Annotated in this window: 12 protein-coding genes; 3 read left to right on the top strand and 9 right to left on the bottom strand. The window is 67.2% G+C overall.

All coding sequences use genetic code 11. The features are described 5' to 3' along the window. Positions 1 to 12: 12 nt before the first annotated feature. The 5 genes from ACQ1RG_RS12240 to ACQ1RG_RS12220 form a co-directional block, all read right to left on the bottom strand. Positions 13 to 378 (bottom strand): DUF4233 domain-containing protein, encoded by a 366-nt coding sequence (locus ACQ1RG_RS12240; protein ID WP_095375861.1) that lies wholly within the window; start codon positions 376 to 378, stop codon positions 13 to 15. Beyond that, complete coding sequence (locus tag ACQ1RG_RS12235) at positions 375 to 1745, bottom strand: bifunctional folylpolyglutamate synthase/dihydrofolate synthase (protein ID WP_009375406.1); 1371 nt, start codon at positions 1743 to 1745, stop codon at positions 375 to 377. The genes ACQ1RG_RS12240 and ACQ1RG_RS12235 overlap by 4 nt, the downstream gene beginning before the upstream one ends. Then, complete coding sequence (ileS, locus tag ACQ1RG_RS12230) at positions 1742 to 5020, bottom strand: isoleucine--tRNA ligase (protein WP_342474383.1); 3279 nt, start codon at positions 5018 to 5020, stop codon at positions 1742 to 1744. The genes ACQ1RG_RS12235 and ileS overlap by 4 nt, the downstream gene beginning before the upstream one ends. Positions 5021 to 5377: 357 nt before the next feature. Beyond that, entirely contained in the window at positions 5378 to 6133 is a 756-nt protein-coding gene (locus tag ACQ1RG_RS12225; protein WP_063249777.1) for an SDR family oxidoreductase, read from the bottom strand. Between the two features lie 91 nt (positions 6134 to 6224). Then, a complete protein-coding gene (locus tag ACQ1RG_RS12220; RefSeq protein ID WP_131248627.1) occupies positions 6225 to 7316 on the bottom strand; it encodes an acyltransferase in 1092 nt (363 codons plus the stop codon). A gap of 129 nt (positions 7317 to 7445) precedes the next feature. Between ACQ1RG_RS12220 and valS the strand changes: the two genes are divergently transcribed. The 3 genes from valS to ACQ1RG_RS12205 all read left to right on the top strand — a co-directional run bounded on the left by valS (position 7446) and on the right by ACQ1RG_RS12205 (position 11824). Next, complete coding sequence (valS, locus tag ACQ1RG_RS12215) at positions 7446 to 10091, top strand: valine--tRNA ligase (RefSeq protein ID WP_063249772.1); 2646 nt, start codon at positions 7446 to 7448, stop codon at positions 10089 to 10091. A gap of 192 nt (positions 10092 to 10283) precedes the next feature. After that, positions 10284 to 10973 carry an AIM24 family protein gene (locus tag ACQ1RG_RS12210; protein ID WP_009375398.1) on the top strand — a complete coding sequence of 230 codons (690 nt, stop codon included), beginning with the start codon at positions 10284 to 10286 and terminating at the stop codon, positions 10971 to 10973. 443 nt (positions 10974 to 11416) lie between these two features. After that, complete coding sequence (locus tag ACQ1RG_RS12205) at positions 11417 to 11824, top strand: SRPBCC family protein (RefSeq protein ID WP_063249767.1); 408 nt, start codon at positions 11417 to 11419, stop codon at positions 11822 to 11824. Between the two features lie 106 nt (positions 11825 to 11930). On the opposite strand, the gene ACQ1RG_RS12200 is transcribed toward ACQ1RG_RS12205, so the two are convergent. The 4 genes from ACQ1RG_RS12200 to ACQ1RG_RS12185 form a co-directional block, all read right to left on the bottom strand. Next, on the bottom strand, positions 11931 to 12167 hold the full coding sequence (locus tag ACQ1RG_RS12200) for a hypothetical protein (protein WP_342474382.1): 237 nt from the start codon (positions 12165 to 12167) through the stop codon (positions 11931 to 11933). A 427-nt stretch (positions 12168 to 12594) separates the two neighbouring features. Beyond that, entirely contained in the window at positions 12595 to 13881 is a 1287-nt protein-coding gene (locus tag ACQ1RG_RS12195; RefSeq protein WP_342474381.1) for an MFS transporter, read from the bottom strand. A 15-nt stretch (positions 13882 to 13896) separates the two neighbouring features. Next, positions 13897 to 15183 carry an ATP-dependent Clp protease ATP-binding subunit ClpX gene (clpX, locus tag ACQ1RG_RS12190; RefSeq protein WP_095375857.1) on the bottom strand — a complete coding sequence of 429 codons (1287 nt, stop codon included), beginning with the start codon at positions 15181 to 15183 and terminating at the stop codon, positions 13897 to 13899. Positions 15184 to 15455: 272 nt separating this feature from the next. Further along, entirely contained in the window at positions 15456 to 16097 is a 642-nt protein-coding gene (locus tag ACQ1RG_RS12185) for an ATP-dependent Clp protease proteolytic subunit (RefSeq protein WP_063249760.1), read from the bottom strand. Between the last annotated feature and the right edge of the window lie 19 nt (positions 16098 to 16116).

Below are 16116 nucleotides of genomic sequence, written 5' to 3'. Positions count from 1 at the left end.
GGCGATGACCGCTCACGCGCGTTCGGCGACCTCGCAGTCGATGCGCGCCGACCAGTAGACGGCCACGGCGTACATCGCGACGAAGATGGCCGCGACGAAGAACATCGCCGGAATGACGAAGCCGGTGGCCACGAGGAGCACCTGGACGAGCCACCCGATCGCCGCCCCGGGGCGGCGCTGCCCGATCTGCCGCGGCAGGAGGACGACGGCGACGATCGCGACGACGGCGATGATCGAGGCGCCGACGAGCAGCTGGGTGAGTGTGAGCGTGCCGTTGGTCTTCACCGTCAGTCCGTACGCGGTCAGTGCCGCGAAGTAGACGACGACGAGTTCGCAGATGAGGATCGACCCGGCGAGCACGGGGTACTTCGACTTCATTCGGCCTCCTCCCGTCCCAGCAGCAGGCGGGCCTCGGCGACGGTGTAGAGCGAGCCGGTGACGACGACGCCGGTGCGCTCCGCATCGGCGGCGGCGACGAGGTCGAGGGCCTTCATCAGGGCCGCGTTGAGGTCGGGGGCGGTGAGGACGGCGTCCTCGTCGACCCATTCCCGGGCCGCCTCGGCGAGGGTGTCGATGTCGAGGGCCCGGTCGCTCACCGGGGCGGTGACGACGAAGGCGTCCGCGGACCGGTGGAGGGCCTCGAGCACCCCGTGGACGTCCTTGTCGGCGAGCATGCCGAGGACGATGACGGTGTAGTCGAAGTCGAACGCCTCGGCGATCGTCTCGGCGAGCACCGCTGCGGCGTCGGGGTTGTGGGCCCCGTCGACGAGGACCGCGGGTCCGGTGCGCACGAGTTCGGCGCGTCCGGGCGAGGTGACATGGGAGAGTCCTTCGGCGACGGTGTCGCGGTCGAGGGGTTTGTCCTCATCGCCGAGGAACGTCTCCGCGGCGACGAGGGCGACGGCGGCGTTGTGCGCCTGATGCTCCCCGTGCAGGGGCAGGAAGAGGTCCGAGTAGACGTCGCGCAGACCCTGGACCGTGATGAGCTGGCCGTCGACGGCGCGCTGTCGCTCGAGGAGGCGGAAGTTCCGGTCCTCGACGAGGGTGGGCACGCTGCGTTCGGCGGCTTCGGCATCGAGGACGGTCAGCGCCTCGTCCTCCTGGAGGGCGATGACGGCGGTCGGCTCGGGGGCAGGGCTGGGATCGACGGTGCGGTCGAGGATGCCCGCCTTCGTCCGGGCGATCTCTGCCAGCGTGTCGCCGAGGAACGCCTGATGGTCCATGCCGACGCGCGTGAACACGCAGACCTCGGCATCGGCGACGTTGGTCGAGTCCCACTCCCCTCCCATGCCGACCTCGGCGACGACGACATCGACAGGGGCGTCGGCGAAGATCGCGAACGCGAGGATCGTGAGCACCTCGAAGTAGGTGAGGGTCGCCCGGCCCGCCTCGGCGAGTTCGGCGTCGACGATGTCGAGGTACGGGGCGATCTCGTCGAAGATCCGCACGAAGTCCTCATCGGCGACCGGGTGGCCGTCGACGGAGACCCGCTCGGTCACCGAATGCAGGTGGGGGCTGGTGAAGCGTCCCACCCGCAGGTCGTGGGCGGTGAGGATCGCATCGATCATCCGCGCCGTCGACGTCTTGCCGTTCGTCCCGGTCACCGTGATGACCGGCGCTGCCCGGTGGATGTCGCCGAGGAGTTCGACGGCGCGCTTCGTCGCGTCGAGGCGGACCTCGACCTGGGTCTCCCCTGCCCGGGTGAGCAGGGTCGCGTACACCCGGGTGAGCTCGTCGGCGCTCATGCCCGCACCACCGAGATCCGGGTGCCCGAGGGAAGCTCCTCGGGGGCGAAGACCTCGGCGGCCCCATCGAGGGACGCGAAGTCGAGCCCGGTAGCCAGGGTCTCTGCGCTGATGAGGTCCCGGTGGGCGCCGAGCGCCTCGGCGACGGAGTCCTCGGCCTCGATGACGACGGTGATCCTGTCGGCGACGTTGAGGTCGAGCTGCTTGCGGATGCCCTGGATCGCGCGCACGGTGTCACGGGCCACGCCCTCGGCCTCGAGCTCCGGGGTGACCCGGGTGTCGAGGGCGAGGAAGCCCGAGTCGAGGGCGGCGAGCTCCATGCCGTCGGAGCCGGATTCGGCCACCGACTCGAGCGTGTACTCGCCTTCGACGAGGTCGACTCCCCCGCTCGTCACGGTGCCGTCGGCGCCGACCGACCAGTCCCCGGCCTTCGAGCCCTTGATCGCGGCCTGGACCTGCTTGCCCAGACGCGGTCCCGCGGCACGGGCGTTGACGACGAGGTTCTGGGTGAGCGAGAAGCCTGCGGCCTCCGCCTCGGCGAGGTCGAGCGATTCGACCTCCCTGACGTTGAGCTCGTCGGCGATGATCGCGGTGAACTCGGACCCCAGATGCTCGCCGCTGGCGACGACGAGGCGGCTGAGCGGCAGGCGCACCCGCAGGCGGTTGGCCTTGCGCACCGACGAGGCGGTCGAACTGATGTCGCGGGTGAGGTCCATCGCGGCGACGAGGTCGGCGTCGGCCGGGAACTCGGAGGCATCCGGGTAGTCCTCGAGGTGGACGGAGCGGTTGCCGGTGAGTCCGCGGTAGATCTCCTCGACCGTGAACGGCAGCAGCGGGGCTGCGACTCGGCAGAAGGCCTCGAGGCACGTGTAGAGGACGTCGAAGGACTCATGCGTCTCGGCGCCGCCGTCCCAGAAGCGGCGCCGGGACCGGCGCACGTACCAGTTCGTGAGCATGTCGAGGTAGCTGCGGACGATCTCGCAGGCCGCCCACACGTCGAAGTCGTCCATCGCCGCAGCGAAGTCGACGATGAGGTCATGAGTCTTCGCGAGCAGGTAGCGGTCGAGGACCTGGGTGGAGTCGAAGCGCTTCTGCGCGCGGTAGCCGCTGCGATCCTCGCCGGCATCCCCTCCCGCGGCGTCGGCCGTGTTGGAGTACGTCGCGAAGAACTGCCATGTGTTCCACAGCGGGAGGACGACCTGGCGCACGGCATCGCGGATGCCCTGTTCGGTGACGACGAGGTTGCCGCCGCGCAGGATGGACGATGCCATGAGGAACCAGCGCATCGCGTCCGAGCCGTCGCGGTCGAAGACCTCGTTGACGTCGGGGTAGTTGCGCAGGGACTTCGACATCTTCTGCCCGTCGGAGCCGAGTACGATGCCGTGGGAGATGACGTTGCGGAAGGCGGGCCGGTCGAAGATCGCGGTGGCGAGGACGTGGAGGAGGTAGAACCATCCGCGGGTCTGGCCGATGTACTCGACGATGAAGTCCGCCGGGAAGTGGTTGTCGAACCATTCCGCATTCTCGAACGGATAGTGGACCTGGGCGTAGCTCATCGACCCCGAGTCGAACCACACGTCGAAGATCTCCGGGATCCGGCGCATCGTCGACTTTCCCGTCGGGTCGTCGGGGTTCGGGCGGGTGAGGTCGTCGACCCACGGCCGGTGGAGGTCGACCTCGCCCCTGTCGTTGACCGGGAGGCGGCCGAAGTCGGCTTCGATCTCCGCGAGCGAGCCGTAGACGTCGGTGCGGGGGTAGGAGGGATCGTCGGAGATCCACACCGGGATCGGCGACCCCCAGAAGCGGTTGCGCGAGATCGACCAGTCGCGGGCGTTCTCGAGCCACTTGCCGAACTGGCCGTACTTGACGTTCTCGGGCACCCAGTTGATCTGCTCGTTGAGTTCGACCATGCGGTCCTTGAACTCGGTGACGCGGACGAACCAGGACGACACGGCCCGGTAGATGAGTGGGTTGCGGCAGCGCCAGCAGTGCGGGTACGAGTGCTCGTAGCTCTCGTGGCGCACGAGCAGGGCGTTGCGGCCGGCGAGTGGGCCGGTGTGGTCACGCAGGTCGCGGATGATCTGACGGTTGGCGTCGAAGACCTGCTGTCCCTCGTAGTCGGGGACGGTCGAGTCGAAGAGGCCCGCATCGTCGACGGGGCGCACGGCGAGGATACCGTAGGAGTCGGTGAGCTCCTTGTCCTCCTCACCGAAGGCCGGCGACTGGTGGACGATGCCGGTGCCGTCCTCGGTGGTGACGAAGTCGGCGGAGAGGATCGTGTGCATCCGCTGCCCGTAGTCGTCCTGGCGCGCCTCGAAGTAGGGGAACGGCGGTTCGTACTCGCGTCCGACGAGCTCGCCGGCGGGGAACGTGCGAAGGATCTCCGGGTTCTCCCCGAGTTCACGGGCGTAGGCGCTCAGGCGCGCCTCGGCGAGGATGAGGGTCTTGCCCTGGAGTTCGGGCGCACCGTCGTCACCGGCGACGACGGCGACGAGCGGGATCTCCGGGTTGACGGCCACGGCCTGGTTCGACGGCACCGTCCACGGGGTCGTCGTCCAGATGAGGACCCATTCGTCGGCGTCTGAGAGCTTGTACCCGATCGTCACCGCCGGGTCCTGACGCATCTTGTAGACGTCGTCGTCCATCCGCAGCTCGTGGCTCGAGAGCGGGGTCTGGTCCTTCCAGCAGTAGGGCAGGACGCGGTAGCCCTCGTAGACGAGGCCCTTGTCCCAGAGCTGCTTGAACGCCCAGATGACGCTCTCCATGTAGTTGACGTCGAGCGTCTTGTAGTCGTTGTCGAAGTCGACCCAGCGTCCCTGGCGGGTGACGTACTCCTCCCACTCCTTCGTATAGCGCAGCACGGAGGCGCGGCACGCGTCGTTGAAGGCGGCGAGTCCCATCCGGCCGATCTCGGACTTGTCGGTGATGCCGAGCTGGCGTTCGGCCTCGAGCTCGGCGGGCAGGCCGTGGGTGTCCCAGCCGAACCGGCGGTCGACCTTCTTGCCCCGCATCGTCTGGAACCGCGGCACGACGTCCTTGACGTATCCGGTGAGGAGGTGACCGTAGTGGGGCAGGCCGTTGGCGAAGGGAGGGCCGTCGTAGAAGACGAACTCGTTCGAGCCGTTCTCGCCCGGGTCGCGCTCGTCGATCGAGGCCTGGAAGGTGTCGTCCTGCTTCCAGTACTCGAGCACGGCGCGCTCGATCTCCGGGAAGTTCGGGGAGGCGCTGAGGCCGAAGGCGGAGGTCGAGACCTTGGGGTAGAGCGGTTGCGTCATGAGCGTCCTTGTGCGTAGCAGCGGTCACGTGCCGCGAGGACGACATCACTGCCGCGGTACCACCCCGCTTATCCGTTCGCACCGCGGGGCGGCGGCGAGCGGATCGCTCATCGGCGGACGATGACGGGTCCAACCGTCCGGGTCTAATGGGCGAGGTCGACCGTCGAGGCGGTCGGAGTCGCTGTTCTTCCGGATGCTCCCCGGTGATGGCCGGATCATCGCAGTCCCGATTCTATACCCTGTCCGCAGCCCCGGACCACCCGCCGGGTGCCGGGCGGCGCCGGGCGCCCGGCGGGCGGTGCGGACTGCGCTGCGGGCAGCGCGGAGACGGCGCTGTGGGCGGTGTGCTCTCCCTTCTCAGAGCCCCTTGTTCCGGGCGACCTTGTGCTGGGCTGCCTGGGCGATGGGGCGGATGACCATGAGGTCGACGTTGAAGTGGTGCGGTCGGGTGAGGGTCCACACCACGGCGTCGGCGACGTCTTCGGCCGTGAGCGGGTTCTCGACCCCTTCGTAGACCTTGCCTGCGCGTTCGGCGTCTCCCCCGACGCGTTTGAGCGTGAACTCGTCGGTGGCGACCATGCCCGGGGCGATCTCGATGACGCGCACCGGCTCACCGGCGAGTTCGAGGCGCAGGGTCGCGGCGATCGAGTGCGTGCCGTGCTTGGCGGCGACGTACCCTCCGCCGCCCTCGTAGGCCTGATGGCCCGCGGTCGAGGACATGACGACGATGTCGCCGCGGCCCGATGAGATGAGAGCGGGCAGGAACGCCTGGACGACGCGGAGGACGCCGAGGACGTTGATGTCGAACATGTCCCGCCACCCCTCGACCGAGGCCTCAGCGACGGTGTCGGTGCCGTACGCGGCTCCTGCGTTGGCGACGAGGGCATGGACGGGTCCGCCGGCGAGCACCTCGGCAGCCATCGCGGCCACGGCTGCGTCGTCGGTGAGGTCGGCGACGATCATGCTCGCCCCGGTCTCCTCGGCCAGGGCGGAGAGCCTGTCCTCGCGTCTGGCCACGGCGACGACGTCCCAACCCTGTTCCCGCAGGTCACGCACGGTGGCCGCGCCGATGCCCGAGCTCGCTCCTGTCACCACTGCCCGCAGTGCGCTCATCTCTTCCCACTCCTCTGTGCTCGCTGACTGACTGTGGGGCCAGTCTACGAGTCGTGACGGGGGCGGGGCTGGGACGATCCGGTGTGCGGGACTAGGCCGAGCGCCTCGGCGGTGGTGAGGGGTTGCGGGGAGCGCCTTCGCCGAAGACGGCACGGACTCCGGGGATCTTCACCGCCACCCATGTGATCGCGACGCAGATGACGGTGTAGACGACGGGCATGACGAAGGCGTGGACGAGGACGCCGGGCACGGTCGTCGGCAGGCCGATCTCGTTGCGCAGGGGATAGAGGACGAGGGGGTGGAGGAGGAAGACGCCGAAGGAGTACGGGTAGAACCAGTGGAGGAACCGGAAGCCCGTGCGCATGTAGTGGTGGAGGAGGAGGTAGGCGGCCAGTGAGGCGATGACGACGCCCGGGGACAGGTATTCGTACGGGTAGAGCCACGGCTTCTCGCCTGGTCCGAAACCCGCCCACAGTGCCGTCGTCGCCGTCGCCGCGACGAAGGCGACCCAGGCCCAGACGACGCCGCGGGTGGAGAGCACGACGTCGCGGAGCACCCAACCGAGGATGTAGAAGCCGGCCATCGGCAGGAAGCGGGTGGCGATGTTCGCCTCCCCGACGGAGAAGATCATCGACACGAACTGGTCGACCATGCCGATGCCGAGGAAGATCAGCCCCGTCCCCCATTGGAGGCGCCGCGAGCCGTGGACGCTGAGCAGTCGGAAGAAAGGGGTGAGAAGGGTGAGCCCGGCGAGGACGTAGAGGAAGTAGAGCTGGACGAAGGGTGAGCCGGAGAGGATGGCGAGGAACGCGTTCCAGTCCGAATCGGGCGGCAGCAGGTAGAAGCGTCGGAAGGCGACGTAGACGACCGTCCAGAACACGAGCGGGATGCCGATGCGCCACACGCGTTTGGAGAGGAACTTCCGCGGCTCGGTGCCGCGACGGGGGTCGAGGGCCAGGGCGCCGGAGATCATGATGAACACGGGCACCGACCAGCGGCACGCGGAGTCGATGACGTTCGCGACCCACCAGTCGGGGCCCTGAGCGGCGAAGTTCTCTTCGACGACGGTGCCGAGGGAGTGGATGGCGACGACCGCGACGATGGCGAAGGCGCGGGCCGGATTCATCCAGCCCGTCGAGGTGGGCGGCGGATTCTCTGTTCCGATCTTGTCCAAGGTCGCCATGTCCCCATCGTCTCATCTCCGGACCTGCTCCTGCCGCGGGGCTGGACCGCTCCGCATGCCGGTGAGGCGCACGTGCGGGGGCCGGGACCGGTTTGGCGAGTCGGGGTGCGAGTGAGAAAATCGACAACTATGAACTCACCTGCCTACGGAGACTCGACGCACGAGTCAGTCAGCCTGCCGGACAAGCCGGCCCTCGAAGGACTTCGCGACAAATGGGATGCCGCCTGGAGCGAGTCCGACGTCTATGCGTTCGACGTCGACACCGACCGTGAGCAGGTCTACTCGATCGACACTCCCCCGCCGACGGCGTCGGGATCCCTCCACGTCGGCCACGTCTTCTCCTACACCCAGACCGACATCATCGCCCGCTTCCAGCGGATGCAGGGCAAGAACGTCTTCTATCCTCTCGGCTGGGACGACAACGGCCTGCCGACCGAACGGCGTGTGCAGAACTACTACGGGGTCACCTGCGATCCCTCCCAGCCCTACGATGCCGACTTCGAACCGCCGGCGAAGCCGGCGAAGAACTCCCGGGACTTCGTGCGCGTGTCCCGGCGGAACTTCATCGAACTCTGCGAGCAGCTCTCGGCTGAGGACGAGAAGGTCTTCGAGGACCTCTTCCGCTCCACCGGCCTGTCCGTGGACTGGAAGTACACGTACCGGACGATCGACGACACCTCCCGTGCTGTGAGCCAGCGGGCGTTCCTCGCCGACCTCGCCGGTGGGCATGCGTATTCGCAGGATGCCCCGACGATGTGGGACGTCACCTTCGGCACCGCCGTGGCCCAGGCCGAACTCGAGGACCGGGAGAAGGAGGGCGCCTACCACAAGGTGAGGTTCTTCCCGCAGGGCACTGACGGTCTCGCTGACACCTCGGCCGACCCGATCATCATCCTCACCTCGCGGCCCGAGCTCATCCCCGCTGTCGTCGCCCTCGTGGCCCACCCCGACGACGAGCGCTACCAGCCGCACTTCGGCACGACCTTCGTCTCTCCCCTCTTCGGCGTCGAGGTCGAGGTCAGGGCGCACGAGCTCGCGAAGTCCGACAAGGGCACAGGCATCGCCATGGTCTGCACCTTCGGCGACCTCACCGACGTCACGTGGTGGCGGGAGCTCGACCTGCCCACCCGCGCCGTCGTCAACCGCGCCGGACGGCTCAGCCTCGAGGTGCCCGAGTGGATCGCCGCCTCCCCGAAGCCCGACGCCGTGGCCAACTACGAGCAGCTCGCGGGCAAGACGACGTTCACCGCCCGCAAGGACATCGCGGAGATGCTCAGGGACAGCGGCGACCTCGTCGGGGAGATCGAAGCGATCACCCATCCGGTGCCGTTCTACGAGAAGGGCGACAAGCCGCTCGAGGTCGTCACCTCCCGCCAGTGGTACATCCGCAACGGCGGGCGTTCGGCCGAGCTGCGCAACGAGCTCATCGCCCGCGGGCGGGAGATCGACTGGCACCCCGCGTTCATGCGCTCGCGCTACGAGAACTGGGTGGAGAACCTCAACGGCGACTGGCTCGTGTCCCGGCAGCGCTACTTCGGCGTGCCCATCCCCCTGTGGTACCGCCTCGACGAGGCCGGTGAACCCGACTACGAGAACCCGATCGTTCCCGAGTCGCTGCCGGTCGATCCCATCGCCGAGGTGCCCGCGGGCTTCACCGAGGACCAGCGCGACCAGCCGGGCGGGTTCTCCGCCGACCCCGATGTCCTCGACACGTGGGCGACGTCGTCGCTGACCCCGCAGCTGCTGGGCAAGTGGAGCCGGGACGAGAAGTTCTTCGAGACCGTCTTCCCGTTCGACCTGCGCCCGCAGGCCCATGACATCATCCGCACGTGGCTGTTCTCGACGATCGTGCGCGCGAACTCTCTCAACGACGCGGCGCCGTGGAGGCACGCCGGCCTCTCGGGCTGGATCCTCGACCCCGACCGGAAGAAGATGTCGAAGTCGAAGGGCAACGTCGTCGTCCCCTCCGACATCCTCGCCGAGGCGAAGCCGGGGTTCGGCCCCGACGCGGTGCGCTACTGGGCGGCGAGTGCGAAGCTCGGCGCCGACACGGCCTATGACGTCTCGCAGATGCAGATCGGCAGGCGGCTGGCGATGAAGCTGCTCAACGCCTCGAAGTTCGCTCTCGCCCAGGGTGTCCACGCCGGACTCGTCGGACAGGTCGGTTCGGTCACCCATGACCTCGATCGGGCGCTGCTCGTGCGCCTCGGCGAGGTCACGGCGAGTGCCACCGAGCACATGGCCGCGTACGACTACGCCCACGCCCTGCGCGAGGTCGAGAGCTTCTTCTGGGAGTTCACCGACGACTACGTCGAACTCGTCAAGGACCGCTCGTACGGTGCGGGCACCGAGGAGGATCAGCTCTCCGCCCACGTGACGCTGGCCACGGCCCTCGACGTGCTGCTGCGGCTGTTCGCGCCGATCATGCCCTTCGTCACCGAAGAGGTGTGGTCGTGGTGGCGGACCGGGTCGGTCCACCGTGCGCCGTGGCCGGGCAGGGAGCAGCTCATCGATCCGATGGGCTCGGTCGATCCGGCCCTGCTCACCTCGGTGGCGGCTGTGCTCAGCGAGATCCGGCGGGCGAAGACCGAGGCGAAGGTCTCGCAGAAGACTCCGGTGCTCAGCCTCTCGATCGAGGCTCCGGCCCAGATCACCGGGGCCGTCGCCTCGGCGGAGGGCGACCTCAAGGCCGCCGGACGGGTGCAGACGCTCACGACCGACGTCGGCGGGGACGCGATCACCATCTCGGCGATCGAGTTCGAACCGCAGGCCTGAGGGCCGACGCCAGGACGCAGGGCGGAATCGGGGACCATCCCGGTTCCGCCCTGCGTCGTGTTCGCACCGAATTCACCCGTGTTCCAGAATCACCACATCATTCGCCCGCTCACCGGCGCGGAATCCCTCTACGATTGAGACGACGAAGGAAGGGGCACTGGGTCCCTCCTGGTGAGAAAGGCATGACAGACGATGAGAAGTGAGCTCTTTGCCCAGCGCAACGCCGAGGTGCAGAACCGCGACCGTTGGACCCTGCAGTCGAGCAAGATGCTGCGGACCGTGATCACGCCGGACGCGCCGATGATCGCCACGAAGGGCGCCATGGTCGCCTACCAGGGCGACGTCCGCTTCTCCCACCAGGGATCGAAGTCGGTCGGCCAGTTCATGAAGAAGGCCGCGACCGGTGAGGGCGGCAACGTCATGCGCGTCGAAGGCAACGGCGAGGTCTTCTTCGCCCGCGAGGCCTCGAATATCTTCATGATGACCCTTGAGGGCCAGCAGGATGCGCTCACCGTCAACACTGCCAACCTCCTCGCCTTCGACGATGCTCTCGCGTGGGAGATCAAGCGGATCAAGGGCGGCGTCGGCGCGCTCGCCAGCGGATCGGGCCTGTTCAACCTCGAACTCAGCGGCACCGGCACGGCCGCGATCTGCTGCAAGGGCGACCCGATGGTCCTCGACGCCTCCCAGCAGCCGACCTTCGTCGACCCGCAGTCGGCCGTGTGCTGGTCCTCCTCGCTCGCCCCGCAGATCAAGACCGACGTCAGCCTCGGATCGTTCTTCGGCCGCGGTTCCGGCGAGTCGATCCAGCTCGCCTTCCATGGCCCGGGCTTCGTCGTCGTCCAGCCGGCAGAGAACGCGGTCTACACGCCCCAGGCCTGAGCGCACGGTCGCTTCACCCCACCGCGGGGCCGCGGGCACCGTCGCCCGCGGCCGCGCGGTCACCATCAGCACTCCCCTCGAACCCGGCGCGCTCCCCACCGCGCCCGTCTCCCCACGCCGCGCCGCGCCGAAACCTCCGGCCGTCGAATCGACCCCCGTGCCGACAATTCATACCTATAGCCGCCAATCATCCCCGCAGTCGCATAACGCCTCGGCAGCTCAGCACGTCAGAGCCTTAACGGCAGACCCTACGTGTGCCAGGGTTGTTTTTGCGGCCGCGCGTGTGGGGTACGATCTCGGACTGACGTTGCCAGCGGCCACGACCGGCGTTGCGCGCCGCCACCGACCGATGCTTCGCATGTCGCCCACGCCGAGTGGCGCGTCGCATGTCGCCCACGCCGCGCGGCGCGTCGCCCAGATTCACGACTTCTTGGAGGCCAGCGATGACCGACGAACGCACGATCGACGTCGATCAGTTCCTCACCCATCCGCCCCGCACAGTGTGGCGGGCACTCACCGAACCCGAGATCCTCGCGATGTGGTGGGCGCTCGGCGACGTCGCGCCCGTCGTCGGGCACGCCTTCACCCTCGATATGGGCGGCTTCGGCCAGCAGCCGTGCACCGTCACCCGAGTCGAACCTGAGACCCTCTTCGCTCATACGTTCGCCGAGGGCAGTCTTGACTCGACGCTCACCTGGACACTCCACCCCGAAGGCACGGGCACCCGTCTGCACCTCGCTCATTCAGGCCTCGACGTCGATACCCCGATGGGCAGGCAAGCGTTCACCGGGATGGGGGCCGGCTGGCCGCGGGTGCTCGCGAACATGGAGTCCGCCCTCACCGAGGTGTGAGGGAGGCAGCCTCTTATGCGGGGCAGTCGCTCACCGGGCTCGAACTCGAAGTACCCCGGTTGGTCGCACTCCGCCTCTGTCGTGCCAAGTGGCATGTATCGGGTAGTCAGCCGTGCACGGAGTGCCTTTCCGCCCTGTATCTCAGAACGCCATCGATGGCGAGAACAACGGCTCCTCCGACGACGATGAGAACAGGCACCACAGCGCCCATAGAGCTGTTCATTGTGAGCAGCCATCCGAGCAGAGCGAGCGGTATCAGCACCAGCACTTTGATCCCGAACTTCTTGAGGTGCTCGTTCCTGAGCTCGCCGCTTGACAGGGATTCCTTCCGATCGTGAGTCATACGCACCTCACCTCCTTGATCGCTTTGTGCCGGTCATGGACAGCGATTCACCCGGTAGGCTGACCGGCTGACGCGATGTGCGCAGGGCCGATAGCGAGGGAGAGTGCGGCAACTGCTGCCGTAGCTGCGAAAAGCGTCCTTGGAAGTGTCATTCCTGTCGTTTCTTGTGAGGTGTTATGCACCAACGACGCTACATCGATCATTGCCTGCTGGCGGCCCTGTTAAGGAATTGATGAAATATCGACGTCTCATGACAATCGCGCACATCCGCGGGCTTGTCAGGAAAGCGGAGATCTCACCAGCATTGGTTCCACAGGAACGTAATATATCCGCGACCTTCTCATCGATTCGTGTTCGGATATCGCTGTACATCAGCGTTGCTTCTCGCGTCGTCACCCCGAGGCGCACGTCCCCGCGGGGACGTCGGCTACGCCACAGTGCGAAGGTCGTCCGGTCCCCCGCGGTCGACGCTGTAGCGGCGGAACGCCGGGAAGACCGCAGCGCAGATGAGGACGAGGACGATGACGGCGATGCCGCCTCCCGCCGAGGCGATCGTCGTGTTCGTCGCCTCCGCTGCGTAGCCGTGAACGATGTCCGCGATCCGCGGGCCGCCGGCGACGACGACGATGAAGACTCCCTGCATCCGCCCGCGCATGTCATCGCTCGCCGCCTCCTGGAGCATCGTCGAGCGGAACGCCGCTGAGATGATGTCGGCTCCCCCGCCGAGGGCGAGGCCGAAGAGGGCGACGATGAGAGCCGCCGTCCAGAAGCCGGAAGCGAACTCGAGTGAGAAGCCGAAAATCGCCATCGCCGCACCCCAGACGAGGATCGCGACGATGACCGCGAGGCCTTGGCGTTCGACTTTCGACACCCACCCGGAGAAGATGCCCGCCAGAGCACTGCCCGCGGCAAGTGCGGCGAAGAGGAGGGAGAAGACGATGCCGCCCTCCGGGGGCCCGCCGAAGGTCTCGGTCGCGATCTGCGGGAACAGTGCTCGCGGCATCCCGAAGACCATGGCGATGACATCGACGAGAAGGGAGACCATGACGACGGTGTTCGTCCCCAGGTAGCGGAAGCCGTCAACGACGCCCTTGAACCCGGAGCGCGTGTCCGGCTGCTTTCCCGGGATGAGCGCGGGCAGTTTCACCACGGCATAGAGGGTGGTGGCAAGGAAGAGCGCGTCGAGGATGTAGAGCATCTGATACCCGAAGACCGGGATGAGCGCTCCGCCGATGACGGGACCGGCGACCGCTCCCAGGGTCGCGACCGTCATGTTGAGCGAATTCGCCGCCGGCAGGAGCGCGAGCGGCACGATCGTCGGCAGCAGCGCCCCTCGCGCCGGCTGGTTGAGACCGAAGAAGGCCTGTTGGAGTGCGAAGACGCTCAGCAGCAGCCACACATTGTCGATCCGGATGATCGCGAGCACCGCGAGCAGGGCGCTTGTGACGATGAGGCCGGCAGTGGAGACGATGAGGAGCTTGCGCCGATCGACGACGTCGGCAAGCGATCCGCCCCAGAGACCGAAGACGATAAGGGGAACGAGACCGAAGACCCCGCTCAGACCCACGTACCCGGACGAGCCGGTGATGTGGAAGATCTGCGCGGGGATCGCGACAACGGTCATCTGCGCCCCGAGGACGGTGACGATGTTCGCCAGCCACAGCCGGCGGTAGTTGTCGTATCTGAGCGGTCTGGTGTCAGCGAACAGCTTCATCTGCGCGTGACACGCTCAGGCAGATTTCTTGCGCGTCCGCGTCTCTTCCCGAGGAACGAGGGTGGGGGCGACATTGCTCTCGACGACATCCTTGGTCACGACCACCTCGGCGACGTCCTCACGGGAGGGCACGTCGAACATGATCGGCTGGAGGACCTCTTCCATGATCGAGCGCAGTCCGCGCGCACCCGTGCCGCGCAGGAGCGCGAGGTCGGCGATCGCCTCGAGGGCCTCGGTCTCGAAGCTGAGCTCGACGTTGTCGAACTCGAACATCCGCTGGTACTGCTTGACCAGGGCGTTCTTCGGCTCGGTGAGGATCGACATGAGAGCTTCACGGTCGAGGTTGGAGACCGTGGCGAGGACCGGAAGGCGGCCGATGAACTCGGGGATGAGGCCGAACTTGAGGAGATCCTCGGGCAGGATGTCCGCGTAGAGGTCCTCGTCATCGTTCTTCGACTGGAGCAGCGCTCCGAAGCCGATGCCGTGCTTGCCCTTGCGTCCGGCGACGATCTCCTCCATCCCGGCGAAGGCACCGGCGACGATGAAGAGGACGTTCGTCGTGTCGATCTGGAGGAAGTCCTGGTGCGGGTGCTTGCGCCCGCCCTGCGGCGGCACGGAGGCCTGCGTGCCCTCGAGGATCTTCAGCAGCGCCTGCTGCACACCCTCACCGGAGACGTCACGGGTGATCGACGGGTTCTCGGACTTGCGGGCGATCTTGTCGATCTCGTCGATGTAGATGATGCCGTGCTCGGCGCGCTGGATGTCGAAGTCCGCGGCCTGGATGAGCTTGAGGAGGATGTTCTCGACGTCCTCGCCGACGTAGCCGGCCTCCGTGAGCGCGGTCGCATCGGCGACGGCGAAGGGGACGTTGAGACGCTTCGCGAGAGTCTGGGCGAGGTAGGTCTTGCCGGAGCCGGTGGGACCGACGAGGAGGATGTTCGACTTCGAGATCTCGACGTCGGACTCGGACGACCCGAGCGTCTTCGCATCGTCACTGCCCTGGAGGGCGCGGATGCGCTTGTAGTGGTTGTACACGGCGACCGAGAGGGCCTTCTTCGCCGGATCCTGTCCGACGACGTACTCGTGGAGGAAGTCGAAGATCTCCCGCGGCTTGGGCAGTTCGAGCTCGGCATGGTCGGCCGTCGACTCGCTCAGCTCCTCTTCGATGATCTCGTTGCACAGGCCGATGCATTCATCGCAGATGTACACCCCAGGTCCGGCGATGAGCTTCCGAACCTGCTTCTGTGATTTGCCACAGAAGTTGCATTTGAGCAGATCTGCTCCGTCCGCACTGCGAGCCACTGTCACAACCTTTCGCCAGGGCACTTGGCCCCAACTCTACCGCTCGTGTTTCCTGTACCTCAATAGCTTCCCACATGACACTGACACAGTCCCTGCGCGGTGTCACACGGTGTGTCGTCGCATCCAGGGCGCCCGGAGCCGACGCTCCTGGTCGGACGGTATGGTCGGACCGTGCGCGGACGACGAGCGGGCCCGGGCGATCAGTGATCGCCCGGGCCCGCTGCGAGAGCGCTCGGACTCCCCGGCGGGAGGTCAGACTCCCCTGCGGGGAATCAGGCTCCCTTACGTGAGGTGAGCACCTGGTCGACGAGACCGTAGTCCTTCGCCTGCTCGGCGGTGAGGAAGAGGTCGCGTTCGATGTCGTTCGAGACCTGCTCGGCCGTCTTGTTCGAGTGGTTCGCGAGCGTCTGCTCGAGCCACTGGCGCATCCGCAGCACCTCGGCGGCCTGGATCTCGATGTCCGAGGCCTGTCCCTGTCCCTGACCCTGCATCGAGGGCTGGTGGATGAGGACGCGGGCATTGGGCAGAGCGAGGCGCTTGCCCGGGGTGCCCGCGGCGAGCAGCACTGCCGCGGCCGAGGCTGCCTGGCCGAGGCACACCGTCTGGATCTCCGGCTTGATGTACTGCATCGTGTCGTAGATCGCGGTGAGCGCGGTGAACGAGCCGCCCGGCGAGTTGATGTAGAGGGTGATGTCGCGGTCGGGGTCCTGCGATTCGAGGACGAGCAGCTGCGCCATGATGTCATCGGCGCTCGTGTCGTCGACCTGCACGCCGAGGAAGATCACGCGATCCTCGAACAGCTTCGTGTACGGGTCCTGGCGCTTGAAGCCGTAGGGCGTGCGCTCCTCGAACTGGGGCATGACGTACCGTGAGACCGGCATCTGGCCCGCGGCCCCGCCTGGCATGAGATTCATCGAGTTCATTCTTCTCTGT

The sequence above is a fragment of the Brevibacterium sp. K72 genome (genome assembly GCF_050562175.1).
In the GTDB taxonomy this organism is placed as follows: domain Bacteria; phylum Actinomycetota; class Actinomycetes; order Actinomycetales; family Brevibacteriaceae; genus Brevibacterium; species Brevibacterium casei.
The sequence above is the reverse complement of the archived record's forward strand: the minus strand, read 5'-3'. Positions and strand labels throughout refer to the sequence as shown.